Below are 23,422 nucleotides of genomic sequence, written 5' to 3' on the forward strand. Positions count from 1 at the left end.
ATGTGGCAATGCCCCGTGAAGGCGGTCCCGAGCGCAAGGTGGTCGAAGTGGCGGTGGGGGTGTTGATCCAGCCCGATGGACAGTTCCTGCTGACCTCCCGCCCGCCCGGCAAGGTTTATGAAGGCTATTGGGAATTTCCGGGCGGCAAGCTTGAGGCTGGTGAAAGCGTTGAGCAAGCGCTGCGCCGCGAGTTGCAGGAAGAAATCGGCATCACCATTGGCGCCGTTCACCCCTGGAAAATCGAGATGGTCGATTACCCGCATGCGCTGGTCCGCCTGAACTTCTGCAAGGTTTTTGACTGGCTGGGCGAGTTGCAGATGCACGAAGGCCAACAGTTCGCATGGCAGTGCCTGCCGGTACAGGTCTCGCCCGTGCTACCGGGAACAGTTCCGGTTCTGGCGTGGTTTGCGCAGGAGCGTGACGTTCAGGCGCCGCCGTGATGCCCTGCAAACACCTATTTTTTATAAAATAGGTGTCTAGCGCACAACTGATATACGCAAGTAGCTATTAATTAGATAGCAAATCTCTGCTTGATTTCTGGAATATCGTGCAGTGGCAGCCGTAAGCTTGCGCCCTTGAGCTCTCAGTGACCAATGGCGCAACCGTCCCACGCTTCCTGCACTTTGTGCAAACCGGCACATCGCGTCTTTGACTGCACCGCGCCCTGGCTTCAAGCGTGCCCGCACCTCTTCATGGACAGCTAAACTCAGTTCCCGGTGCGCTTGTGCTGCCGGCCTTTGCTTATTGCTTTCCATGACCCTCTACCAAAGCCTTTTTGTGATTGGCCTGCTGATTGCAGCCAGTGCATTTTTTTCCGTGGCGGAAATTTCCCTGGCGGCTTCGCGTCGCCTGCGCTTGCGACAGATGGCTGACGACGGCAATGCAGATGCCGAACGCGTGCTGCGTATTCAGGAGCAACCCGGCGACTATTTCACCGTCGTGCAGATTGGCCAGAACGCCGTGGCCATTTTGGGCGGCATTGTGGGCGAAGGCGCGTTAAGCCCGCATTTCAACGCGTTTTTCGAACTCTGGCTGGCAGTGCCAACCGCGCAGACCGTTGGTTTTCTCAGCTCCTTCCTCATCGTCACGTCGCTGTTCATTTTGTTCGCCGACCTTTTTCCGAAGCGCCTGGGCATGGCGATGCCCGAGCTTCTGGCCATTCGCGTGTCGCCGCCCATGACGGTTTGCATGACGCTGATGCGCCCCATGGTCTGGTTTTACAGCCGCTTGGCCGATGCGCTGTTTCGCCTGTTCGGCTTGTCCTCGCTGCGCGACGACCGCATCACCTCGGACGATATTCTGGCCATGATGGAAGCCGGCGCGGTGGCCGGCGTGCTGGCGGCACGTGAGCAGCAGGTGATCACGAATGTGTTTGAACTCGACACCCGTACGGTGGGCAGCGCCATGTCGCCGCGTGACCGGATTGCCTTTTTTCTGCGCGATGACCATGACTCGGTGATCAGGCTGCGCATCGCTGCCGAGCCGTTTTCGACCTATCCGGTGTGCGAGGGCGATATCGACCATGTGGTGGGTTACGTCGATGCCAAGGACTTGTTTCAGCGCGTGCTCAACGGCCAGCCGATTTCGCTCGCCGACGACACCCTGGTGCGCAAGGTGCTGGTCGTTCCCGACCGGCTGACGCTGTCCGAAGTGCTGGAACAATTCAGGCAGGTGCATGAAGACTTTGCCGTCATCGTGAACGAGTACAGCATGCTGGTTGGCGTGGTCACGCTCAACGACGTGATGAGCACGGTCATGGGCGACCTGGTGTCGCCCTTCGATGAAGAACTGATCGTGCGGCGCGACGAGAATTCCTGGCTGATCGACGGCGTCACGCCCATCGAGAACGTGCTGCGCACCCTGGGGCTTGACCATTTGCCGCATGCCGAAGACTACGAAACCCTGGCCGGTTTTTTGATGGTGATGCTGCGCCGCGTGCCCCGGCGAACTGACAGCGTGAGCTGGGGCGGCTTCAAGTTCGAGGTGCTCGACGTTGACAGCTACCGCATTGACCAGGTGATGGTGTCGCGGCTGGCCGATGGCACTTCCGGCACGACCTTGGCCACTGTGGATGCCATTGCGGTTTCAACGTGACGCGCTGGCAGCTTGAGTGCTTCAGCCGATGGCGCGGTCTTCTGGCAGCCAGCTGCGCTGCGCGGCAAATACCGCTTCGGGGTAGGGCGCCCGGCCCCGGCTGCCGTTGTAACGGCCCAGTCCCAGAAAAGGATCGCCGCGCTCCCGGTCCAGGTAATGGCGAAGAATCACGCAGCCGAAGCGCAGGTTGGTCTGCATGTGGAACAGCTTGCCCGGGTCGCCATCGCCAATCACGCGCGTCCAGAACGGCATGACCTGCATGTAGCCGCGCGCGCCAACGCTGCTGACGGCGAACTTGCGGAAATTGCTTTCGACCTGGATCAGGCCCATCACCAGCGTCACGTCCAGCCCGGCGCGCCTGCTTTCGTACCAGACCGTTTGCAAAAATTCCCTGCGAATCTGCAGTTCGGGTATTTTGCGTTTCAGGCGCTCGCTCATGGTGCCCAGCCAGCGCAGATACGCCAGCTTGGATTCGGTGCTGCCGAATTCGGGAATCGGCGGTGCATGGTTGGCAATGGCCGAGCCCAATGCCGTTCGCACCGAGTCGATCAGCGGTTCCTCAAGCTGCCCTCCAGCACTTGCGTGCTTCGAAAAAAATAGCAATAACCCACCGCCAGAAAAGCGGTAGAGCCATTTTCTCCTTGAAAAAGTCAATGGTGCTTTTGTAGCCGACAGGAGCACAGTCATAAGCGGATCAACACGATTTGCCAGCGTTCACAACGCCAGTTTGTTTTTGAGAAAGTCGAACACGTTCGCCGCATCGACCTTGCTGGCGGCCGTGTCGCGGCGGTGCTGGTATTCGATATGGCCTTCTTTCAGGCCCCGGTCCCCAATCGTGATGCGGTGCGGCACGCCAATCAACTCCCAGTCGGCAAACATGGCGCCCGGCCGCTCGTTGCGATCGTCCAGCATTACATCGACGCCTGCGACCAGCAATTCGGCATGCAGTTTGTCGGCAGCCGCTTTCACGTCAGGAAAACGGTCCGGGCTGATCGGGCAGATCACCAGCGTGAAAGGGGCAATCGCATCCGGCCAGATGATGCCGCGCTCGTCATGGTTCTGCTCGATGGCCGCTGCCGGCAGGCGGGTGATGCCAATGCCGTAGCAGCCCATTTCCAGGAATTGCGGCTTGCCGTTCTCGCCCAGGAAGGTGGCGTTCATGGCTTTGCTGTACTTGGTGCCGAGGTAGAACACATGGCCGACCTCGATGCCGCGCTCAATGGCCAGCACGCCCTGGCCGTCAGGCGACGCGTCGCCGGCGACCACGTTGCGGATATCTGCGACCAAGTCGGGCTCGGGCAGGTCACGGCCCCAGTTCACGCCTGTGATGTGAAAATCGGCTTCATTGGCGCCGCAGACCCAGTCGGCCAGCACGGCGACTTCGCGGTCCACCACCAGCTTGACCGGCTTTTTCAGGTTCAGTGGTCCGAGGTAGCCCGGCTCGCAGCCAAAGTGCTCGTCAATCTCGGCCAGTGTGGCGAAGCGAAAACCAGCCAGACCGACCACCTTGCCGACCTTGATTTCGTTCATTTGGTGGTCGCCGCGCAGCAGCAGCAGCCAGACCTGTGCCTTGACGACTTCGCCAGCTTCGTTGGTCTGGTCCGTGGCCAACACCAGCGACTTCACGGTCGTTTCCAGCGGGATGCCAAGCAGCTCTGCCACATCGGCGCAGGTGGCTTTGCCCGGCGTCGCCGTTTTGGTGAGCGGCTGCGAAGCCTGCTGGCACGGGCCGGCAGGAGCCAGCGCCTCGGCTTTTTCCATGTTGGCCGCGTAGTCGCTGGTGGGGCAGTAGACGATTGCGTCCTCGCCGGTGGCGGCAATCACCTGGAACTCTTCACTCAGGTCGCCGCCGATGGCGCCGCTGTCGGCGGCCACGGCGCGGTAGGTCAGGCCGAAACGGTCAAAGATACGGCGATACGCCTGCGCCATGTTCTGGTAGCTGACCTTCGCGGCGGGGGGGTCGCGGTCGAAGCTGTAAGCATCCTTCATGATGAATTCACGGCCACGCATCAGGCCAAAACGCGGACGGCGCTCATCGCGGAACTTGGTCTGGATCTGGTAGAGGTTTTTGGGCAGCTGCTTGTAGCTGCGGATGTCCTGGCGCATCACGTCAGTGACGACTTCCTCGCTGGTTGGCTGCACCACGAAGTCGCGGCCATGGCGGTCCTTGATGCGCAGCAGTTCAGGCCCCATGCTTTCAAAGCGGCCGGTTTCCTGCCAGAGTTCGCCGGGCTGCACCACCGGCATGCTCATTTCAATCGCGCCGGCCCGGTTCATCTCCTCGCGGACAATCGCTTCGACCTTGCGGATCACGCGCAGTCCCATGGGCATGTAGTTGTAGATGCCGGCGCCCAGTTTCTTGATCAGGCCGGCGCGCATCATGAGCTGGTGGCTGACGATTTCTGCGTCGGCCGGGGCTTCCTTGAGAGTGGAAATGAAGAACTGGGAGGCTTTCATGGGCTATTTTTCTGGGTTTGGAGACTGTCGTCCGGCCGGGCGCTTGGCGGGTGCGCCTTCGCTGTGCATAATGGACTCAGTTTAAAAATTTTGAGGTTTGATTATGCTTGACAGGGACGGATTTCGGCCCAATGTCGGCATCATCTTGCTCAACCAGAGAAGTCAGGTATTTTGGGGCAAACGCATCCGTACCCACTCGTGGCAATTTCCGCAAGGCGGCATTGATCGGGGCGAAAACCCTGAACAAGCCATGTTTCGCGAGTTGCATGAAGAGGTTGGCCTGCACCCACAGCACGTTCAGGTGTTGGCCCGTACCCGAGACTGGTTGCGCTATGAGGTGCCCGACCGATTCATCCGGCGCGATGCGCGCGGACACTACAAAGGCCAGAAACAAATCTGGTTTCTGCTCCAACTGGTCGGTCACGACTGGGATCTGAACCTGCGCGCCACCAACCATCCGGAGTTCGATGCATGGCGCTGGAACGACTATTGGGTGCCGCTTGATGTGGTGGTCGAGTTCAAGCGTGGCGTTTACGAAATGGCGCTGACCGAGTTGTCCCGGTTCGTGCCACGCTGCGAATTCCGCTTTGATGTGCGTCCTGAGCAGCGCAACCGCTTCTTGCGCGGCGGACTGCACCAGCGCGACCTGCTGGCCGGCCAGTCGGCGGAGTCTGCGTCGTTCCTTGCCGGGGTTGGAATTCCTGCTTGCGCCAGTCGTCCGGGAGTTCCTTTCGAGTTGCCACCCGGCGCTACTTTCGAGCCTGATCCACAAACCAGTCATGGCCTGGATGTACCCTCGAAAAAAATATGAAATTCAAGTCCGTCTCAATAGTTGCAAGTATCTTGCTGCTTGGTTTGACCACCCCGGTCTGGTCACAATTTGACGTCGATGAACCCGAATGGAAAGAGTCCGATGCACCGCCGCCGCCTGCTTTTGATGTGGACAAGCTGGTCAGTGTGGATGTTTCACCCAATTCATCACTGGTGTACGGCGTTGATCCTGCGTCCATCAGCATCACCCAAAGCGATGGTCTGGTGCGTTATGTGATGGTGGCGACCAGCGCCAGCGGGGTGCGCAACGTGATGTATGAAGGCATACGCTGCGCCACCGGTGAGTTCAAGACCTATGCCCGTTATTCGACTGACAGGAAGTGGACGCCGGTCAGCACTCCGGAATGGCGCTCTATGTATGGCAATGCACCCTTCAAACATCCCTTGCGCCTGGCAAAGGCGGGTGCTTGTGACAATGCAGCACCGGCAACGTCCGTCAGGGAAATGGTGAACCGGTTGAAGAACCCGAATTACGGCGTGACGCCATAGGCCCAGGGTCGCAAGCCTTTGCTGGCAATGCCTGCGTCAGGCTAGCGGCTGAGGATCAGGTTGGTGCGATGGACCATTTCGGATTCGCCTGTGTAGCCAAGCAATCGTTCGAATTCCGACGAAACCTTGCGGCAAATCAGCCGGGCTTCCGAACTGGAATAGTTGGCCAGGCCGCGCGCAATTTCAATTCCATCTGTGTCCTTGATGGCAATCACGTCGCCGCGTGAAAAATAACCCTGTACCCCGGTCATGCCGATGGGCAGCAGGCTCTTGCCGCTGATCTTCACCATGCTGGCAGCGCCCATATCCACCGTGACGGAACCGCGCAATTGCAGATGATCCGCCATCCATTGCTTGCGCGCCTGCATTTTCTGGGTCTGGGCCACCAGCAGCGTGCCAATCGCCTCGCCACGGGTCAGCCGAATCAAGGCTTGGGGTTCACGGCCCCAGGCAATCACGGTCGAGGCCCCAGAACCCGCCGCACGCTTGGCTGCCAGGATTTTGGTGATCATGCCGCCGCGGCCAATGCTGGAACCCGCGCCGCCCGCCATGGCTTCGAGCGCTGTGTCGCCGGCCTTGGCTTCATGAATGAATTGCGCTGCCGGGTTTTTGCGTGGATCGGCGGTGTACAGGCCCTTCTGGTCGGTCAGGATGATCAACGCATCGGCTTCGACCAGGTTGGCCACCAGCGCACCGAGGGTGTCATTGTCGCCAAACTTGATCTCGTCATTGACGACCGTGTCGTTCTCGTTGATTACTGGCACCACGCCAAGCTGCAGGAGCGTCAGCAGGGTGGATCGCGCATTGAGGTAGCGCTCCCGGTCGGCCAGATCGGCATGGGTCAACAGCACCTGCGCGCTGCCGATGCCGTTTTCGCGGAGCTTGGTTTCATACATCTGCACCAGGCCCATCTGACCCACGGCGGCTGCCGCCTGCAGTTCATGAATGGCTTTGGGACGTGTGCGCCAGCCCAACCGCTTCATGCCTTCGGCAATCGCGCCGCTGCTCACCATGATGACTTCGCGTCCATCCTTGACCAGGGCGGCCAGCTGCTCGGACCACTGGCCGATGGCCTCGGCATCCAGTCCCCGGCCTTCGTTGGTCACCAGGCTGGAACCGACCTTGACCACAATGCGCCGGGCGTTGCGCAAAACAGGAGAACCTGAAGGATCGTACATTTTTCAGTGTTTCAAGGCTCTGGCGCAAGGTGGGTGCGCGTAGTCAGCTATTATTTACAGAGCAACCGACAGGCTTCGGTTGCAGGGGAGTGAACCGTCATCAGTCGGAGGACGCCGGGCTTTTGGGCTCGGGCGGCAGTTCGATGAAACGTGGATCGATTTCTTCCTCGGGCTGCTCGCTCTTCTGGACTTTCTTGACATGCTGGTAAATCGTCTTGACAAGCTGCTCGCAGCCTTCGCGGGTCAGCGCAGAAATTTCAAAAACCGGGCCTTTGAACTTGAAACGCTTGACAAAATCTTTGACGACTTCAACACGCTTGTCGCCATCGACCATGTCGAGCTTGTTGAGGACAAGCCATCGCGGCTTTTTGTGCAGTGCCTCGTCGTACTTCTTGAGCTCGCCGACGATGGCCTTGGCCTGCGCCACCGGATCGACGTTTTCATCAAACGGCGCCAGATCGACAATATGCAGCAGCAGGCGGGTGCGCTGCAGGTGCCGTAAAAACAGGTGCCCCAAGCCCGCACCCTCCGATGCACCTTCAATCAAACCGGGCAAGTCAGCCACGACAAAACTCTGTTCAGGCCCGACCCGGACCACGCCCAGATTCGGGTGCAGCGTGGTGAACGGGTAATCGGCAATGCGCGGTCGGGCATTCGAGACCGCCGAGATGAACGTCGATTTGCCGGCATTCGGCATGCCCAGCAGGCCCACATCGGCCAGCACCTTGAGTTCGAGCTTCAGGCTTTTGCGGTCGCCGGGCCAGCCGGGCGTCTTGCTGCGCGGCGCTCGATTCGTCGAGCTTTTGAAGCGCAGGTTGCCAAAACCGCCGTCGCCACCCTTGGCGATCAGGATCTGTTCGCCGGGCACCAGCAACTCGAAAAGAACTTCGCCGGTTTCGCCATCGGTCAGGATGGTGCCAACCGGCATTTTTAAGATGATGTCGTCGCCCTTGGCTCCGAACATGTCCGAACCCATGCCGTGGCCGCCATTGCGCGCTTCGTGCCGGCGTGAAAACCGGAAGTCGACCAGCGTGTTCAGGTTGATGTCCGCCACTGCGTACACATGGCCGCCGCGCCCGCCGTCCCCCCCGTTCGGACCACCGAATTCTTTGTATTTTTCGTGGCTGAACGAGACGCAGCCGCTCCCGCCATCGCCGGCGGCAATGTCAATATAAGCTTCGTCAACAAATTTCATGATGGAGTGGTGTGCAGGAAGGAAAGGAAATCAGGAGGGCGTTTGACAAACAAAAAAGCCCCGACTGGTCGGGGCTTCGATGCCATCGAAGTGATCGGCTTACGCCGAGGTCACATTGACAGTGCGCTTGTTCATCGAACCCTTGACGCAAAAGGAGACTTGACCGTCCACCAGTGCATACAGGGTGTGGTCTTTGCCGATGCCGACATTGACGCCCGGGTGGAACTGGGTACCACGCTGGCGCACGATGATGCTGCCGGCGTTGATTACTTCGCCGCCAAATTTCTTGACGCCAAGCATCTTGGGCTGTGAATCACGCCCGTTTCGCGTAGAGCCGCCGCCTTTTTTCTGTGCCATTTTTCGTTACTCCTGGTACTGGACTGATTAGCCGACGATCGCGCCGATTTGCAGTTCAGTGAAGTTCTGCCGGTGACCCTGGCGTTTCTGATAGTGCTTGCGACGGCGCATTTTGAAAATGCGAACCTTGTCGTGCCTGCCGTGAGACAGCACCGTGACAGTAACAGTTGCGCCGGAAACCAAGGGCGTACCAACCTTGATTGAACTGCCTTCGCCGACAGCCAATACCTGGTCAATAACGATCTCTTGGCCTACGTCCGCAGCAATCTGTTCTACTTTAATTTTTTCTCCAGCAGCAACTTTGTATTGTTTGCCGCCGGTTTTTATGACCGCGTACATGTAAACCCTCGTAAATTGAGTTCTGCGGACGGATTTCCACAGAGCCCAAGATTCTAGCATTGCGCTTAAAAAATGTACAGTCAAACCTGTCCTGCTTCGGTTTGATGGCCTGCAAGGCATGTCTGGCTTTCTATAATCTGCCCAAACTTAATGTCGGGATTTATCTTTGTCTGCCAATTCTTCCAGTACCGCTGCTGCGCTTGCCCTGATCGCCGACGACATGAAAGCCATGGATGCCATCATTGCCCGCCGGCTTGAATCCGATGTGCCTCTGGTCGCACAGGTGTCGCAATACATCATTGCCGCCGGTGGCAAGCGTCTGAGGCCAGCCCTGGTCCTGCTGATGTCCGGCGCATTGGGCTACCACGGCCCGCAACGGCTGAACCTGGCTGCCGTGGTGGAATTCATTCACACTGCCACCTTGCTGCATGACGATGTCGTCGATGAATCGACGCTGCGCCGGGGCCGCTCCACCGCCAACGAGGTATTTGGCAACCCCGCAAGCGTGCTGGTCGGCGACTTCCTGTATTCGCGCGCCTTCCAGATGATGGTGGAAGTCGGCGAGATGCGCATCATGGAAACGCTGGCAGAGGCCACCAACGTGATTGCCGAAGGCGAGGTGCTGCAGCTCATGAACATGCATGATGCCGACCTGACCGAAGAGGGTTATCTGCGCGTCATCCGCTCCAAGACCGCCAAGCTGTTTGAAGCCAGTGCCCGGCTGGCCGCCTTGCTGGCCCGTTCTTCAGCCGCTGTCGAGCAGCATTGCGCCGAGTACGGACAGGCGCTGGGCACGGCGTTCCAGGTGATTGACGATGTGCTGGACTATGACGGCGACGTGCTGGAAATGGGCAAGAACCTGGGGGATGACTTGCGCGAAGGCAAGGTCACGCTGCCCCTGATCATCGCCATGCAGCGCGGCACCGAAGCCGAGCGCCTGACCATCCGGCAGGCGATTGAAACCGGCGGCACCGGGCAGATGGCAGAAATCATTGCCATTGTCCAGCAGACCGGCGCCCTGCAGGCCACCCGGGACGCTGCTGCCGGAGAAGCGCTGCGTGCGCTGGATGCTTTGCAAGCCTTGCCTAAAAATCCTTACAGTCATGCGCTGGAGCAACTTGCTTCGCAATTGCTGGTGAGGCGTTCCTAGGATTGGCGCCAATCGGGGTGCGGCTTGGTTTGGGCAAGCGCCGCATCTGGGACTCAAGATTGAAACTTCAAACCTTCTCGACGTCCGCCTGTGTTCATCAAAGGATTCCAGAGTCCAGAGCGAATCCGCCATAACCAGGAAATAATTTTTATCATTAAAAATGCCTTTTCCGCATACCATTCATATGTTGGTAGCTATCAATAGAATAGCGTTAGTGCTGAATTTTTTGAATGGTGAGATTGCCAGAAAAACGCGTTCCGCTATTGCTTGAAACGCAACAGGCAACACCGGCTATAGCCAACTGAACAAGGAAAGCTACACCAGCTTCATGCCAAATTTTGACTGCAGCAAGATTCTGGCGCCTGCGCTTGAAAACGCTGAAATTTTTACTTTTCGCGTGTTTCAGAGTATTGAAATCAGCCCGGAAAATTTCAGAACTCATTCAGTTTTTGGTATCTCTTGAAATGCCGTTTGATACAACAAAAAACCCGCTGTAGTTATGAGCTACGCGGGTTGTGAGAATGTATGACACTGCTCGATTTGATCAGGTGGTGCCACCAACAGGAATCGAACCTGTATCTAGCGCTTAGGAGGCACTCGTTCTATCCGTTGAACTATGGCGGCACATCTTGGCAACAAGCAAATAGCCGTCAATTGTATGCGCTGACCAGCCCTTTTTTAAATGCCGGTGGCGGCTGAATCAGTCGTAGGGAATGGTAAAAATCAGGTCCACCGCGCTTTGCTGGCCTGCCTGGGCGCGGATCGTGAAGCGCTGCGACAGGTCGTAGAAAACAAACAGCGTTCCGAGGGCGCCAGAAATGCTGCGTTCGTAGGCTGCGTAAAAATTGTTCGAAAAGCGCTTGCCCAATGTAATTGCGCCACCGGAGGCCGTGCCGTCCGCATTGCTTGATGCGCCCCGGAACGACAGCTCGTCCAGACCCAGCGACGCGGCCAGACCGCCTGACATGCCGCCGCCTTTGCTGCCCAGCAATGCAAGTGCCGCCTGCTGGAGCAAGGCAGCTTCAGCGCCGCCCGAAGCCGACGCCCGGCCCACGACCAGCCACGACAGCTTCTCAGCATCCGGCAATTCGGGTTGCGCATACAGGCGGACACTGGGCAGCAAGGCGGTGCCGGTGATTTGCACGCCGACACGCTGGGTGAGGTTGGGACGAATGGCCAAAATGTCGAGCGTCGGGTTGTCGATGGCTCCGGTGAAACGAATCAGGCCCTGTTCGACATCCAGCCGCTGACCATAGGCGCGGTATTTACCGCCAGCGGTCCTGACCGTGCCCAGCAGGCGCGGACCGGTCAGCGAGTCGCCGCTGAGGGTGAGCGTGCCTTGAATTCGCGTGTCAATGCCCTTGCCCTGAATCTGGAAATCGCGTCCCAGGTCGATCTCGACCGCCAGCTTGAGGGGCCTTGGCGCCTTGTCGGCAGTCTGGGCGCTGGTTTTCTCGGGGGCCTTCTGCCCTGCTGCCGCACCGCTGGCGGTGCGCACCACCACGTCATCGCCCAGTTGCGGCGTGCCTTCTTCGGGTAAGAGGATGCGCGCCTGATCGATGAGCAGCTTGCCAGTGAGTTCAGCCGCGTTGCCCTTTAGGCTGGCCTGGATATCACCCGAAACCGTCACTTTACGGTCGGTGCGGATGCTGGCGCGCAGCTTTTTCAATTTGGCGGCAAGCTGCACCTGCGGCTTGCCGTCTATCCAGCCCGCTTCGCCCTGGGCGTCAAGACTGCCACCGGTGCCTTTTTCGCCTGCGCCCTGAAGGGTAAATTCGTCGATGCGCATGCGGGTGCCGTCGAGCCGGGCGCGCAGGCGGCCATTGCCGAACTCGATGCCATCGACCACTGAACGCAATGACAGGTCATTGGCCTGCAAATCGCCTGCCAGGCGAGGGTTTGCGCGTGTTCCGCTAATGGCGACGGCCGCGCCCAGCGAGCCGCGCAGGCGCCAGCCAGGCGGCGCCAGCAAGGACCAGACGCCGATGCGCGGCAGTTGCGCCTTGAACTGGCCGCTCAATGGCGCATCTTCGGGCCAGAGCCATCCGCCGATGGCTTCTTGTCCTTCAGCGGCGCGAGTCAGCCGCGTCCTGAACTGGCCGCTGGCCGTGCCGGCACGTTCGCTGTCCCAGACCAGTGCAAGGCTCAAGGCGTCGCCTGCGGTTTCCAGCGAAAGCCGGGCTTGCCTGATGCCGGCTGCCACGCGCGCCGAATTTCCTTGAACACCTTCGGCCTGCACGGTAATATCGCCGCTGCTGCGCGCCAAGCTGGCTTTGAGCTGCAGGGTATTGCCAAGCACGACGTCCCATTGACCGTCAAACACCAGGCTGCCGCCCAGCCCGGCATCTTTCATTTGTGGACCGGCGATCAATTCAACCCAGGTGATCGGCAGGCCGGTTATTCTTCCAGCGGTCACGAGTTCACCCGAGCGCCAGCGCACGGGTTGCCATGAGATTGCGGCTTGTGATGGCGCAGCGATTGACACATTGGTAGATGGCGCCGTCAACAGGGCTTCGCCAGCGCCACTTTCAAAAGCGCCGCCATTGCGCGTGGGGGTCCACTTGAGGGGCAGCGGACCGCGCGTGGCCAGTCGCCAGGCACCAGCGCCCAAGGCGGGGTCTTCCACGCTCAGGCTCAATTGTCTGACCACGGCTTGCCAAGGCGCCTCGTTCAGCCCGTCATTGGCTTTGCCCGCCGTTTGCATGCGCCCGCCATCGCCTGCCATTTGCAGCGCATAGCGGCGCTGGTCGATTTCAACGCGGCCCTGCGCTTGCAGCTGCGCCTGGCTCAGGCGGCCTGACAGCGTGGCCCGAAGTTCGCGGATTTTCAACAGGGTTGCGGTAGCAGCAACCGGCGCTGTGGGCGTTTCTAGTGTTACTGGTGTTACTGGTGTTACTGGTGTGACTTTTACCTTTTTCACGGCCTTGGGGCTGGCCGCGATCCAGTCCATTGACGGGACTTGCAGTGTCGCCTGCACTGCCGGGTTCTGCCAGCCGCCTTGCCAGAGTGCCTGAAGTCCGGCGTTGCCACTGGCGGAGGCGTTCAACGCGGCAGCCGGCATGCCGGGAAGTTTTTGCAGCCAGCGCAAGGCTTGCGCTGCGTCGCCGGCCTGCAGTTGCAACTCGCCATCGCCAGTGGTGGGCCGCAACGCGCCCTTGAACCGGGCGTTCAAGCCAGGCGCCGTCAGGTCCAGTGCGCCCTGACCGGCTTTTTCCGTGGGTTGGACTTCGAGCTGGCCCTTCAATTCGGCATCGTCGGTGCGGACCCGCAGCGCCGAAAGCGCCAATGTGCCGCCCGCTTGCTGTGCGTCCCAGGTTCCCGTGGCGCTGGCATCGCGCAGGCGCAATTGCTGCAAAAAGTTATTCTGTCCGGAATGGGTTCGGGGCGCTGGCCGGCTGCCGGCTGCTTTCGTGCCGGACACGGTTTGTACGCTGGCATCGAAACGCAGGTTGGCGCCTTGGCCGCTGGCTTCGGCTTTGCCGTTCAGCGGCAGGGGCGCCAGCTGGGTGTGCAGTTGGGCAGGGTTAATGCCCTTGAGCGTGGCATCGACTTTCCAGGTCGGGTCGGACATAGCCTGAACTGCCGCAGCGTTTTCGCCAACGGGGGGTAGCTGGGTCCATTGGCCGTTGGCCAGAAGTTCACCGTCAGCAAGTTGCGCCTTGAGGCTACGCACCATGGCAGCCCCATTGCGCCATTCGCCCTGGGTGTCGAGTTGCTCCAGCGGCAGGCGCTTCTGGTCCCAGGGGCCGGGCAGTGCGTTGACAAGTTTTAGCTGCAGTGCCCAGGCCTGCAGGGCGGAAGATGGCTTGCCGGGGTCAACCGGTCTGCTGGCTTCGAGCGGCCTGACGCTGGCGCTGCCTGTCAGCAGCGTTTGCGGCATGTCTGGAAGCAGGGCTGCGATATCCAGGTCACGGAAGGTGGCATCGGCTTGCGGCAAGGGCTGTGCCGCCCAAGGCATGACGCGAGCAGTCGCGCTCGCCTGGGGCTGCCCGGATGGTTTTTGTTCACCGGTGGCTGGCGTGGTGACTTGCAGTTCGGCCTTGACCAGCAGTTCGGTCAGGGGTCCCTTGACGGTCCCCTGGAATGCCAGCGGCACGGACAGTGCGCCGTTGGGGATGGCCGCATCGAGCGTGCCTGACAGACTTGCATCGAGTGTCAGCGGGCTGGTGGCTGTCAATGCGGCACGTCCGCTGTAGCGGCCCTTGTCAATGGACACGCTTTTCAGGTCAAGCTGATGCGCCAGCCCGGTGTAGACATAACCGCCTGCAATTTTGAAGGCGGTGAATGCGGTGTTGCCTGCAAGCTTGAACTGGCCCACCGAGAACTCGTCGAGCGCAATCCGCAAGGGAAGGCCCAAAGCATTGGGCGGTGCCGCCGGCGTGGGACTTGGGGGGCGCACGTCGGTCACGTCAATGCTGGCAGCGGCAAAGCGGTCGAGCTTGAGCGTTCCCTGAAGCAGCGACCAGGGCTGCCAGGCCAGGCTGACGTCGCGGGCATCGACAGAGATGCCGTCCTGTTGCCAGCGCAACTGGTCGATATGCCCGCCAGACCGCAAGGAGCCCGTTGCCGATTCAAAGGTCAGCGGCTGGGACTGGCCGACCCAGCGCAGACCCTTGGCCAGCGAGCCTTCAGTGCCAGCCCACCACCACAGCCCGCCCGTCGTGCCAACAGCCAGCATGACAAGGCCGGCGGCTGTCCATGCAGCCGCTTTCAGCCATGGCCTTGATGGCTTGGCAGCAACAGCGGGCTGGTTATGGGAAGTATTGGGGGCAACCATCAGAAAACGAAGCCGACGCTGATATGCAAGCGTGCCTGCTTGACCTTCAGGCCATAGGCCAGGTCAATCTGCAGGGGACCGATCGGGCTTTTCCATCGCAGGCCGGTTCCGACGCCGAAGGACGGCCGCAGGTCTTGCGGCTTGTCAGCCACTGCGCCGGCGTCGACGAACACCGTGTGTTCGAATTCGTTGGATTGGCCACGAAGGGTGATGGGACGCTGCCACTCGACACTGCCAATGGCCAGGTACCGGCCGGGACCAATCACGCCGTTGGCCAGCGCAATGCCGATGTCGCGGTAGCCATAGCCCCGCACCGTGTTGTCGCCTCCGGTGCGAAACAGCTGGGTGGCCGGAATATTCGCCGTGTCCTTGGCGAGTACTGCGCCGGCTTCGGCGCGCATCGCAATCCGGCCGTTTTCCAGGGGCTTGATCCCCAGCCAGCGGCCGACTGTGCGGGTAAAGGGCTGGCGGTCCTGGCCCAATGTGGTGCCGGCTCCCAGTTCAACGCCCAAGGCATAGCCACGGCTGGGAAAAGGCAGGCTGTCAAAGTACCGACCGGTCCAGACGTAATTGGCCGTCAGTGCCGAGCCGTCGCCGGTAGCAGCCGCTGAATTGCCCAGAAGCCCCGCGCCTTGCACGTTGGCCCGGTCGTATTGAAGATAAATATTGCGGTCAATCCGGTCGCCAACTTGCGATCGGCCAAATCGCAGGCGCTGCGCCTGAGTGATCAACTCGTTGTCATTGATCCGCTCGGCACGCGCCAGGACGCCCCAGCGCCAGTTGGCTTCGTCTGGAATGGAGGTCCATTCGGTCTGGACAAACGGCGAATTTTTCTCCAGCTGGAGCTTGGTCACAGCGCGCCAGTCAGTGCCGGGTACCCGGAGATGCGTGTGCTCCACCGAGGCGCGTGGCCCGCTGTCGGTGGTCACGCCAACGCCAAGAATGATTTTTTGAAGCTTTGCTTCACGCACCTGTACTTGCACGGGAACCGCCAGCGGGTCGTTGTCGGGATTGATGAAAACATAGGCCGAGTCAAAGTAGCCACTGGACGCCAGTCGCAACTGTGCCTGGACCAGCCGGTTCAGGTCGTAGACCTCGCCCTCATTCAACCGCGCCAGGCGGGGCACCAGCACCGGAGCGAAACGCTCGACGCCGCTGACCTGCATCGGGCCCAACCGGTACAGCGGGCCGGAATCCAGATCCACCCGCAAACTGGCCGTGTGGCTCGGAGCGTCCACGTCGGCCAGGCTTCCCGCTAACTTGCCCGCTGGATAGCGGCGGGCGACCAGCTGACGTAAAGCCTGGGTCTTGGCGCTGCTCCAGGCGTCCTGGGTGAAAGACTGGCCTGTTGGCAAGCGCCAGTCGCGCTGAATTTCAGTGCGTTGCGCCATCGCGTCGGCGTCAGATGATTCGGCAATCTCACCGGCAAAGGTTATGGCCACCGGGCCGATGGTCGTGGCTTGACCCGGCTCGACTGCGACCACGATGACGGCTCGCTCATCAGCACTGCCTTCGCGCGTGATGCGGATTTCGGGGCTGAAGTAGCCCAACGTGCCCACCAGATTGCGCACATTGCGTTCGGCCAGCACGATCAGGCGCGCCAACTCGGCAGCGTCCAGATCGGTGACGGCGCGGTAGCGCTGCAGTTCAAGGTGCTTTTCGAGCATTTCACGAACTTCTGACGGCGCGCGAACCACTATGTCAAAAGCAGTCACTTCGGGCTCGGCGCTGGTCGGGCCGACAGCGCCTTGCGGTGTATTTTCGGGTTCGACTTGTTCGGGCGGAGGTTCAGGCGCGGGTGCTGTTTGCTGGACGCTGGAAGGGGGTGTGGAAATAGACGATATCGACGGATCTGCTGGCGGAGCCACAGACGCGGCCGTTTGTGCATTGGCCGCCGAAACGATAAACAACGCTGTCAGTGCAAAAGAGGAGAGCGCAGAACGGGCAGAGGTTGGAAATGTACCAAAGGCTGTCCGCAGGCAGTGGGTACTGTTGTGAATCACGGCGCCAGTTTACTTTGACATTATTTCGAAAGCAGCCGAATGGCTTCTTCAAGCCCTTTCAGGGTCAGGGGATACATGCGCTGGCCCATCAGCTGCTGGATCACGCTGATGCTCTGGCGGTATTGCCAGATGCCCTGCGGCTCGGGGTTGATCCAGGCAAATTTTGGAAACGCGTTGGTGAGCCGCTGCAGCCATTCGGCGCCGGCTTCCTCGTTGTTGTATTCGACGCTGCCGCCCGCCTGCAGGATTTCGTAGGGACTCATGGTCGCATCGCCGACAAAGATCAGTTTGTAGTCCTTGTTGTACTTGCGGATGATGTCCCAGGTCGGAAACTTCTCGGCAAAACGGCGGCGGTTGTTCTTCCACATGAAGTCATACACGCAGTTGTGGAAGTAATAGAACTCCAGGTGCTTGAACTCGGCCTTGACAGCGGAAAACATTTCTTCAACACGGTGGATGTGGTCGTCCATGGTGCCGCCCACGTCCATCAGCAGCAGCACCTTCACGTTGTTGTGGCGCTCGGGCACCATCTTGATGTCGAGCCAGCCCGCATTGGCGGCGGTCGAGCGGATGGTGTCGTCCAGGTCCAGCTCTTCCTGGTTGCCCTGTCGGGCGAACTTGCGCAGTCGACGCAAAGCAACCTTGATATTGCGCGTGCCGAGTTCCTGCGTGTCGTCGTAATCCTTGTAGGCGCGCTGGTCCCACACCTTGACCGCGCTGCGGTTTCGGCTTTTTTCCTGGCCGATGCGAATGCCTTGCGGGTTGAAGCCGTTGGCGCCAAAGGGAGAGGTGCCGCCGGTGCCAATCCATTTGCTGCCGCCCTCGTGGCGCTCTTTTTGCTCTTCAAAACGCTTTTTCAACGTTTCCATCAGCTCGTCCCAACCCATTTTTTCAATCTTCGCCTTGTCCTCGGGGCTGAGTTCGAGCTCCAGGTTCTTGCGCAGCCATTCGAGCGGAATGTCCTTGGTGAAGTCGGCCACCATTTCCACGCCCTTGAAATAGCTGGCAAAGGCGCGATCAAACTTGTCGTAGTGTTTTTCGTCCTTCACCAGGACCGTGCGGCTCAGGTAATAGAAGTCGTCAATCTTGTAAGCGCCTTCGCTGATGTCGCCATCGAGGCCGTCAGCCTGGCCGCTGTTGGGACCGACCACGCCGGCCTGCAACGCTTCGAGCAGCATCAGGAATTCCTTGACGGAAACCGGCAGCTTGGCCGAACGCAAGGTGTAGAAAAAATCGATCAGCATGGTGTATTTAACAATCAGTCGCGGGGTTTGCCAAGTTGATGCAACAGGTGCACCTTGACCGTGGGCCACTCACTGGCAATGATGCTGAACACAACCGTGTCGCGCAGCGTGCCATTGGGCGAGATTTGGTGGTTGCGCAGTACGCCGTCTTGTTTGGCGCCCAGTCGGGCAATGGCTGCCCGACTGTCGAAATTGAACCAGTGGGTGCGGAATTCCACCGCAATGCAGTTCAGTTTCTCAAATGCGTGCTTCAGCAAAAGCAGCTTGGCCTCGGTGTTCAATCCGGTGCGCTGAACGCTTTTGCTGTACCAGGTGTGGCCAATTTCCAGCCGGCGATTTTTAGGGTCGACATTGAAGAAACGGGTGGCGCCGACAATTTTCCCGTCCGGCTTGCGGCGCACGACGAACGGCATGGCGCCGGATGCATCGCGCATTTTCAGGGCGTCGTTCATGTAGTTGATCACGGCGTCAGGGCTGGCAATTGCGGTGTACCAGAGCTTCCAGAGTTCGCCGTCCCTGGCTGCATCCAGCAGTTCGGACTCGTGCCTGCTTTCCAGCGGCTCCAGGATCACCCACTCGTGGCCTGTCAGGGTAATGGGTTCAATGAATCGCATTCAGTGTGCATCCTTTTGCCAGGCGATTGTTTTGCTCACCAACCGACAGATATTGAACAAGGCTGACTTGCCATGAACAGGGCGGGGACGTCATGTTCACGAGGTCACTGGTTTTCATCGCGTTTTCTTGCCAGTGTGCAACGCCAGCGCCGCGCGAGCTGCAGACCCAGACCTCCGCCCAGCCCGACCAGCAAGATGGCGCCAATGGTGCGGTTGCCGTAGCCCGGCGCAAAGATCTCCAGTCCCAGCAGATGACCGGCCCAGAAACCCAGCAGCGCGCCGCCCAGAAAACCAATGGCATCTGACACGCCTTCTATCCACAACGACCGCTGGTTCATGCCGTAGCTTTCGGGATTAACGGTTGTTGCGCTGCATGAACACCAGCTTTTCAAACAAAGTCACGTCCTGTTCATTTTTGAGCAGTGCGCCGATCAGCGGTGGCACGGCAACCTTCTGGTCGGTGCTTTGCAGCGCTTCAAGCGAAATGTCTTCGGCCACCAGCAACTTGAGCCAGTCGAGCAGTTCGCTGGTGGACGGTTTCTTTTTCAGGCCGGGCAGGTTGCGTACGTCGTAAAACGTTTTCATCGCTGCGGCAAGCAGTTCTTTCTTGAGCGTCGGGAAGTGCACGTCCACGATTTGCTTCATGGTGTCGGCATCGGGGAACTTGATGTAGTGAAAAAAGCAACGGCGCAAAAAAGCGTCCGGCAATTCCTTTTCATTGTTCGACGTGATGAACACCAGCGGCCGGTGTTTGGCCTTGATCAGCTCGCGCGTTTCATAGACGTAAAACTCCATGCGGTCGATTTCGCGCAAAAGGTCGTTCGGGAACTCGATGTCGGCTTTGTCGATTTCATCAATCAGCAGGGCCACCGGCTCGTCGGCGGTAAACGCCTGCCACAGCACACCCTTGACAATGTAGTTGTGGATGTCCTTGACCTTTTCGTCGCCGAGTTGCGAATCGCGCAGGCGAGACACAGCGTCGTATTCATACAGGCCCTGCTGTGCCTTGGTGGTGGACTTGATGTGCCACTGGAGCAGCGGAAGGTTCAGGGCCTGGGCCACTTCCTCGGCCAGCATGGTCTTGCCAGTGCCCGGCTCGCCTTTCACCAGCAGTGGCCGGGTCAGCGTCGATGCGGCATTCACCGCGAGCATCAGGTCGGGCGTGGCGACGTAGTTTTTTGAGCCTTGAAATTTCATGGGTTTTGCGATGAACGTATTGACATGGATGGGGTGTTCGGTGAGATTATCGGCAACGGTCTGGATGCAGACAGGCCCAGATATAATCCACCGTTGTTTAAACGATGACTTTTCACCGGATTGTGCGCGCAAAATGAATAAGCTGTTCACCTCGATAATTGCCTTGGCCCTCTCTTCAGTGACGGTCGCGAGCTTTGCCCAGGACATCAAGGGCGATGCCAACGCCGGCCAAACCAAGAACGCGATGTGCATTGGTTGCCACGGTATCAAGGGCTATCAGGCCTCCTTTCCCGAGGTTTACAAAGTGCCCATGATCTCGGGCCAGAGTGCCGCCTATCTCTCTTCTGCGCTGTATGAGTACAAAAAAGGCAGCCGCAAGCACCCCACCATGCGCGCCATTACTGCCACCCTGACGGACCAGGACATTGCCGACCTGTCAGCCTATTACAGTGTGCATGGCCTGGTAGCCGATGCCCAGTTGCCTGACAAGCCCGCCAAAGAGGCCGGCGCAGAAGTTCAGGCGTTGCTGAACAAGGCCAATTGCGCCTCCTGCCACGGCGCCAATTTCAACAAGCCCATCGATCCTTCCTACCCCAAGATTGCTGGCCAGCATGCCGACTATTTGTACGTGGCGCTGAAGGCCTACAAGTCAGACAACGGCACCAATCCCAACGCCAAGGTTGGCCGCGCCCATCCCATCATGGGTGTCATGGCCAAGCAGTACACCAATGCCGAACTCAAGGCCATGGCCAGCTACCTGTCCTCTGTGCCAGGTGACCTGAAAGTGGTTCCCGAGAGCCGTTTTCGCTGATTTGGCGAACCCGCCAGTACGTTAAAAAGCCGCTGAACAAGCGGCTTTTTTTATGGGTGTGTGGCAAACCGGCAATGGCCTGCCCGTAATCAGTCTCGCGTGGCGTGTCGCTGGACACACTCGATATAGGCGGCGCCATCGGGCGGACGGCCTGAACGCTGGCTTTCCCAAACCATGCTGCCCAGACATTCCATGGTTTCATGGTGCGCTGCATGCAGGGAATCGCGCCGGGCTGTCAGCAGCTCGACCGCCTGTCGAATGCCGCGGGGCTGGTCAATGGAGCATTGCTCGCTGATCGAAAGGTGCATCGACAAATGCAGGAAGGGATTGGTTTTGCCGCCTTCCACGTCATACGTTTTTTCCAGCGCTGCGTCTGCGTCCTTGAAGTCCGCGTGGTATTCGGGATGCTCGTCCATCCATTGACTTGCTATGGTTTCGATAGCTTCCAGTGGTTGAACAGTCAACGATTTGGCATAAACAGAGCAAAAAAACCGGCGAACATCGGCTTGGGAGGGCGTAAACATGGCCGTAGCGTATCACGGGGTCTTTTTCCGTGAATTTGCGGGTTTTTCCTGCGCTGAAGTTACCGGTCCATTGGAAATTTACCGCTGGTAACGTCCTACAGACAAATTCAGTGCAAGTCCTTACATTACTCGAAGGGTGGCGCAGTTCCGGGGCGGTACCGCCTAAAGAACCACAAGCCCGGCAAGGAAATTTCGATGAACGCAGCACGCATTGCAGGCATTATTTTGATCGTGGCCGGTTTGGCCGGATTTTTTACCGGTGGTTTCAGTTTCAGTCAGGACACGACCGCTGCAAAAATCGGTACCATGGAACTGACCGTCACCGAAAAGAAAGCCGTCAACATTCCCCAGTGGCTCAGCCTTGGCGCCATCGTCCTGGGTGCCGTTGTCCTGGTGATGGGGTCGCGTAAATCCTGAGTCAGGTTTCCTTTTTCAAACGGGCTTGCGCTCCCTGTTTTGCGCAAGCTGTCAGCTGCGCTGCAAGCTGAGTCTTTGGGAGATGCTCCGCGCTGTTCCCAGTAGTGCGGGCAGCATGGTGTCCTGCATGACCCTCGTGCTGGTCCGGTTGGCCTGGCCACTGATATTGAGCGCGGCCACCGTCTGGCCGTTTCGGTCGGTGATCGCTGCCGCCATCGACACCAGACCCTCTTCCAGTTCCTGATTGACCAGTGACCAGCCCTGCTTGCGAACCAGCGCGATTTTGGCGGCCAACTCGTCGAGGTCGGTCACCGTGTAGCGGGTACGGGCGCTGCGTTCCGACGCCTGCAGCACCCGCGTCATTTGATCCGGCGGTAAGGCCGACAGCAACATGCGGCCCATCGAGGTGCAGTAAGCCGGCAGCCGCGAACCGACGCCCAGGCCGATGCTCATGATCTTGTGGGTCGATACGCGCATGACATAAACAATGTCGGTGCCGTCCAGCACCGCTGCCGAACACGATTCCTTCACCTGGCCAGCCAGCGTTTCCATCAGCGGCTCGGCCAGGTTCCAGATCGGCAGCGACGACAGGTAAGCAAAGCCCAGGTCCAGCATGCGCGCTGTCAGGCGAAACAGCTTGCCGTCGCTTTCAACATACCCCAGCGTTTGCAGCGTCAGCAAGATGCGCCGTGCGCCGGCGCGCGTCAGGCCGGTTCGCCCCGCCACTTCGGACAGCGTTTGCCGGGGCGACTGCGCACTGAAGGAGCGGATCACCTCCAGGCCGCGTGCAAAAGACTGCACATAGCTGTCGCCGGGGGCGGGTGACGTGCGCTTTGTCGCAAACGAGACAACCGTGCTGGCAAAGGGTGGGGTTGTGGTGGTTGCCATCGCGGTTTAAATCTCCTAGAATTCATTATACGAACAATTGTTCTTATTGCGAACAAATTAAATCAAGGTTCGCTTTGTCGTTTCATGGCGTTTGCCATGACGTTGCCAAATATTCCTGAATTTTGGAGCCCCCCTCAATGATCAACAAGATTGCCCTGTCGGTGGCCGATGCCCTGGCCGATGTCAAAGACGGCTCGACAGTATTGATTGGCGGCTTCGGCACGGCCGGCAACCCGACCGAACTGATTGACGGCCTGATTGCGCAGGGCGCCAAAGACCTGACCGTTGTCAACAACAACGCCGGCAATGGCGAGGCCGGGCTGGCCGCCTTGCTCAAGGCCGGGCGCGTGCGCAAGATCATCTGCAGCTTTCCGCGCCAGGTCGACAGCCATGTGTTCGATGGCCTGTACCGCAGCGGCCGCATCGAGCTCGAACTGGTGGCGCAAGGCAATCTGGCCGAACGCATTCGTGCAGCGGGTGCCGGCATTGGCGCCTTTTTCTGCCCGACCGCCTACGGAACCGAATTGGCCAAGGGCAAGGAAACGCGCGAGATCAACGGCAAGCATTACGTGCTCGAATACCCGATTTATGGCGATGTGGCGCTGATCAAGGCCGAGCAGGGTGACCGCTGGGGCAACCTGACCTACCGCATGTCGGCGCGCAATTTCGGACCGGTCATGGCGATGGCGTCACGCTACACGGTGGCCACCGTGCATGAGACCGTCGAACTCGGCGCGCTCGACCCCGAAGCCATCGTGACGCCGGGCATTCATGTCAGGCATGTGGTGCGCATCGCGCGTGTCGCCACCCAGGCCGGCGGCATAAAAATAAGTGCCAAATTGGCCTCTGGCGCATAA

Annotated in this window: 23 protein-coding genes and 1 tRNA gene; 8 read left to right on the forward strand and 16 right to left on the reverse strand. The window is 59.5% G+C overall.

Annotated features, from left to right (window positions below; all coding sequences use genetic code 11):
* Positions 1-8: 8 nt before the first annotated feature.
* On the forward strand, positions 9-440 hold the full coding sequence (locus IWX87_RS08260; RefSeq protein ID WP_196863117.1) for an NUDIX domain-containing protein: 432 nt from the start codon (positions 9-11) through the stop codon (positions 438-440).
* A gap of 313 nt (positions 441-753) precedes the next feature.
* Positions 754-2,094, forward strand: a complete 1,341-nt coding sequence (locus tag IWX87_RS08265; RefSeq protein ID WP_196863053.1) for a hemolysin family protein — start codon at positions 754-756, stop codon at positions 2,092-2,094.
* 21 nt (positions 2,095-2,115) lie between these two features.
* Here IWX87_RS08265 and IWX87_RS08270 read toward each other — a convergent pair whose 3' ends face one another.
* Positions 2,116-2,781 carry a lytic transglycosylase domain-containing protein gene (locus IWX87_RS08270; RefSeq protein ID WP_196863054.1) on the reverse strand — a complete coding sequence of 222 codons (666 nt, stop codon included), beginning with the start codon at positions 2,779-2,781 and terminating at the stop codon, positions 2,116-2,118.
* Between the two features lie 27 nt (positions 2,782-2,808).
* Entirely contained in the window at positions 2,809-4,551 is a 1,743-nt protein-coding gene (locus IWX87_RS08275) for a proline--tRNA ligase (RefSeq protein ID WP_196863055.1), read from the reverse strand.
* A 103-nt stretch (positions 4,552-4,654) separates the two neighbouring features.
* Here IWX87_RS08275 and IWX87_RS08280 point away from each other — a divergent pair, with 103 nt between their 5' ends.
* Together IWX87_RS08280 and IWX87_RS08285 are read left to right on the forward strand one after the other, a co-directional pair.
* Positions 4,655-5,362 (forward strand): RNA pyrophosphohydrolase, encoded by a 708-nt coding sequence (locus tag IWX87_RS08280; protein ID WP_196863118.1) that lies wholly within the window; start codon positions 4,655-4,657, stop codon positions 5,360-5,362.
* The gene (locus tag IWX87_RS08285; protein ID WP_196863056.1) at positions 5,359-5,871 is read left to right on the forward strand and encodes a CNP1-like family protein; all 513 of its coding nucleotides are present in this window, start codon (positions 5,359-5,361) and stop codon (positions 5,869-5,871) included. The genes IWX87_RS08280 and IWX87_RS08285 overlap by 4 nt, the downstream gene beginning before the upstream one ends.
* Before the next feature lie 41 nt (positions 5,872-5,912).
* Here the strand turns inward: IWX87_RS08285 and proB are convergent, their stop codons facing one another.
* The 4 genes from proB to rplU all read right to left on the reverse strand — a co-directional run bounded on the left by proB (position 5,913) and on the right by rplU (position 8,940).
* Complete coding sequence (gene proB, locus IWX87_RS08290) at positions 5,913-7,049, reverse strand: glutamate 5-kinase (protein WP_196863057.1); 1,137 nt, start codon at positions 7,047-7,049, stop codon at positions 5,913-5,915.
* A 100-nt stretch (positions 7,050-7,149) separates the two neighbouring features.
* Positions 7,150-8,244, reverse strand: a complete 1,095-nt coding sequence (cgtA, locus tag IWX87_RS08295) for an Obg family GTPase CgtA (protein WP_196863058.1) — start codon at positions 8,242-8,244, stop codon at positions 7,150-7,152.
* A 99-nt stretch (positions 8,245-8,343) separates the two neighbouring features.
* The gene (gene rpmA, locus IWX87_RS08300; RefSeq protein WP_036805995.1) at positions 8,344-8,601 is read right to left on the reverse strand and encodes a 50S ribosomal protein L27; all 258 of its coding nucleotides are present in this window, start codon (positions 8,599-8,601) and stop codon (positions 8,344-8,346) included.
* Positions 8,602-8,628: 27 nt separating this feature from the next.
* Complete coding sequence (rplU, locus tag IWX87_RS08305) at positions 8,629-8,940, reverse strand: 50S ribosomal protein L21 (protein ID WP_011800165.1); 312 nt, start codon at positions 8,938-8,940, stop codon at positions 8,629-8,631.
* Between the two features lie 166 nt (positions 8,941-9,106).
* Here rplU and IWX87_RS08310 point away from each other — a divergent pair, with 166 nt between their 5' ends.
* A complete protein-coding gene (locus IWX87_RS08310; RefSeq protein WP_196863059.1) occupies positions 9,107-10,090 on the forward strand; it encodes a polyprenyl synthetase family protein in 984 nt (327 codons plus the stop codon).
* Between the two features lie 211 nt (positions 10,091-10,301).
* Here IWX87_RS08310 and IWX87_RS08315 read toward each other — a convergent pair whose 3' ends face one another.
* From IWX87_RS08315 to IWX87_RS08350, 8 genes are all read right to left on the reverse strand, one after another.
* The gene (locus IWX87_RS08315; protein WP_196863060.1) at positions 10,302-10,532 is read right to left on the reverse strand and encodes a hypothetical protein; all 231 of its coding nucleotides are present in this window, start codon (positions 10,530-10,532) and stop codon (positions 10,302-10,304) included.
* 107 nt (positions 10,533-10,639) lie between these two features.
* A tRNA-Arg gene (locus IWX87_RS08320) sits at positions 10,640-10,714 on the reverse strand.
* Between the two features lie 76 nt (positions 10,715-10,790).
* Positions 10,791-14,768 carry a translocation/assembly module TamB domain-containing protein gene (locus IWX87_RS08325; protein WP_231374679.1) on the reverse strand — a complete coding sequence of 1,326 codons (3,978 nt, stop codon included), beginning with the start codon at positions 14,766-14,768 and terminating at the stop codon, positions 10,791-10,793.
* Between the two features lie 98 nt (positions 14,769-14,866).
* Entirely contained in the window at positions 14,867-16,735 is a 1,869-nt protein-coding gene (locus tag IWX87_RS08330; RefSeq protein WP_280757348.1) for an autotransporter assembly complex family protein, read from the reverse strand.
* Between the two features lie 155 nt (positions 16,736-16,890).
* On the reverse strand, positions 16,891-18,114 hold the full coding sequence (locus tag IWX87_RS08335; RefSeq protein ID WP_196863062.1) for a VWA domain-containing protein: 1,224 nt from the start codon (positions 18,112-18,114) through the stop codon (positions 16,891-16,893).
* A gap of 14 nt (positions 18,115-18,128) precedes the next feature.
* Positions 18,129-18,728, reverse strand: coding sequence for a GNAT family N-acetyltransferase (locus tag IWX87_RS08340; RefSeq protein ID WP_196863063.1), 600 nt, complete (start codon positions 18,726-18,728; stop codon positions 18,129-18,131).
* 104 nt (positions 18,729-18,832) lie between these two features.
* Entirely contained in the window at positions 18,833-19,066 is a 234-nt protein-coding gene (locus IWX87_RS08345) for a hypothetical protein (protein ID WP_196863064.1), read from the reverse strand.
* Positions 19,067-19,082: 16 nt separating this feature from the next.
* Positions 19,083-19,925 (reverse strand): MoxR family ATPase, encoded by an 843-nt coding sequence (locus IWX87_RS08350; RefSeq protein ID WP_196863065.1) that lies wholly within the window; start codon positions 19,923-19,925, stop codon positions 19,083-19,085.
* 133 nt (positions 19,926-20,058) lie between these two features.
* Between IWX87_RS08350 and IWX87_RS08355 the strand changes: the two genes are divergently transcribed.
* Positions 20,059-20,736: a cytochrome c gene (locus IWX87_RS08355; protein WP_196863066.1), complete on the forward strand. Its 678-nt coding sequence runs from the start codon at positions 20,059-20,061 to the stop codon at positions 20,734-20,736.
* A gap of 89 nt (positions 20,737-20,825) precedes the next feature.
* On the opposite strand, the gene IWX87_RS08360 is transcribed toward IWX87_RS08355, so the two are convergent.
* Entirely contained in the window at positions 20,826-21,260 is a 435-nt protein-coding gene (locus tag IWX87_RS08360) for a DUF1841 family protein (protein WP_196863067.1), read from the reverse strand.
* A gap of 195 nt (positions 21,261-21,455) precedes the next feature.
* Between IWX87_RS08360 and IWX87_RS08365 the strand changes: the two genes are divergently transcribed.
* Entirely contained in the window at positions 21,456-21,677 is a 222-nt protein-coding gene (locus IWX87_RS08365; RefSeq protein ID WP_196863068.1) for a hypothetical protein, read from the forward strand.
* A gap of 51 nt (positions 21,678-21,728) precedes the next feature.
* On the opposite strand, the gene IWX87_RS08370 is transcribed toward IWX87_RS08365, so the two are convergent.
* On the reverse strand, positions 21,729-22,565 hold the full coding sequence (locus IWX87_RS08370; protein ID WP_196863069.1) for an IclR family transcriptional regulator C-terminal domain-containing protein: 837 nt from the start codon (positions 22,563-22,565) through the stop codon (positions 21,729-21,731).
* Between the two features lie 137 nt (positions 22,566-22,702).
* Here IWX87_RS08370 and IWX87_RS08375 point away from each other — a divergent pair, with 137 nt between their 5' ends.
* Positions 22,703-23,422 carry a 3-oxoacid CoA-transferase subunit A gene (locus IWX87_RS08375; protein ID WP_196863070.1) on the forward strand — a complete coding sequence of 240 codons (720 nt, stop codon included), beginning with the start codon at positions 22,703-22,705 and terminating at the stop codon, positions 23,420-23,422.

Source organism: Polaromonas sp. CG_9.7 (assembly GCF_015752205.1).
Lineage (GTDB): Bacteria > Pseudomonadota > Gammaproteobacteria > Burkholderiales > Burkholderiaceae_C > Polaromonas.

Bases quoted from the DNA above. Each gene is read 5' to 3' on its own strand.
- IWX87_RS08260 (WP_196863117.1), top strand. From the start codon at position 9: ATGCCCCGTGAAGGCGGTCCCGAGCGCAAGGTGGTCGAAGTGGCGGTG.
- IWX87_RS08265 (WP_196863053.1), top strand. From the start codon at position 754: ATGACCCTCTACCAAAGCCTTTTTGTGATTGGCCTGCTGATTGCAGCC.
- IWX87_RS08270 (WP_196863054.1), bottom strand. From the start codon at position 2,781: ATGACTGTGCTCCTGTCGGCTACAAAAGCACCATTGACTTTTTCAAGG.
- IWX87_RS08275 (WP_196863055.1), bottom strand. From the start codon at position 4,551: ATGAAAGCCTCCCAGTTCTTCATTTCCACTCTCAAGGAAGCCCCGGCC.
- IWX87_RS08280 (WP_196863118.1), top strand. From the start codon at position 4,655: ATGCTTGACAGGGACGGATTTCGGCCCAATGTCGGCATCATCTTGCTC.
- IWX87_RS08285 (WP_196863056.1), top strand. From the start codon at position 5,359: ATGAAATTCAAGTCCGTCTCAATAGTTGCAAGTATCTTGCTGCTTGGT.
- proB (WP_196863057.1), bottom strand. From the start codon at position 7,049: ATGTACGATCCTTCAGGTTCTCCTGTTTTGCGCAACGCCCGGCGCATT.
- cgtA (WP_196863058.1), bottom strand. From the start codon at position 8,244: ATGAAATTTGTTGACGAAGCTTATATTGACATTGCCGCCGGCGATGGC.
- rpmA (WP_036805995.1), bottom strand. From the start codon at position 8,601: ATGGCACAGAAAAAAGGCGGCGGCTCTACGCGAAACGGGCGTGATTCA.
- rplU (WP_011800165.1), bottom strand. From the start codon at position 8,940: ATGTACGCGGTCATAAAAACCGGCGGCAAACAATACAAAGTTGCTGCT.
- IWX87_RS08315 (WP_196863060.1), bottom strand. From the start codon at position 10,532: ATGAGTTCTGAAATTTTCCGGGCTGATTTCAATACTCTGAAACACGCG.
- IWX87_RS08325 (WP_231374679.1), bottom strand. From the start codon at position 14,768: ATGCTGGCTGTTGGCACGACGGGCGGGCTGTGGTGGTGGGCTGGCACT.
- IWX87_RS08335 (WP_196863062.1), bottom strand. From the start codon at position 18,114: ATGCTGATCGATTTTTTCTACACCTTGCGTTCGGCCAAGCTGCCGGTT.
- IWX87_RS08340 (WP_196863063.1), bottom strand. From the start codon at position 18,728: ATGCGATTCATTGAACCCATTACCCTGACAGGCCACGAGTGGGTGATC.
- IWX87_RS08345 (WP_196863064.1), bottom strand. From the start codon at position 19,066: ATGAACCAGCGGTCGTTGTGGATAGAAGGCGTGTCAGATGCCATTGGT.
- IWX87_RS08350 (WP_196863065.1), bottom strand. From the start codon at position 19,925: ATGAAATTTCAAGGCTCAAAAAACTACGTCGCCACGCCCGACCTGATG.
- IWX87_RS08355 (WP_196863066.1), top strand. From the start codon at position 20,059: ATGAATAAGCTGTTCACCTCGATAATTGCCTTGGCCCTCTCTTCAGTG.
- IWX87_RS08360 (WP_196863067.1), bottom strand. From the start codon at position 21,260: ATGTTTACGCCCTCCCAAGCCGATGTTCGCCGGTTTTTTTGCTCTGTT.
- IWX87_RS08365 (WP_196863068.1), top strand. From the start codon at position 21,456: ATGAACGCAGCACGCATTGCAGGCATTATTTTGATCGTGGCCGGTTTG.
- IWX87_RS08370 (WP_196863069.1), bottom strand. From the start codon at position 22,565: ATGGCAACCACCACAACCCCACCCTTTGCCAGCACGGTTGTCTCGTTT.
- IWX87_RS08375 (WP_196863070.1), top strand. From the start codon at position 22,703: ATGATCAACAAGATTGCCCTGTCGGTGGCCGATGCCCTGGCCGATGTC.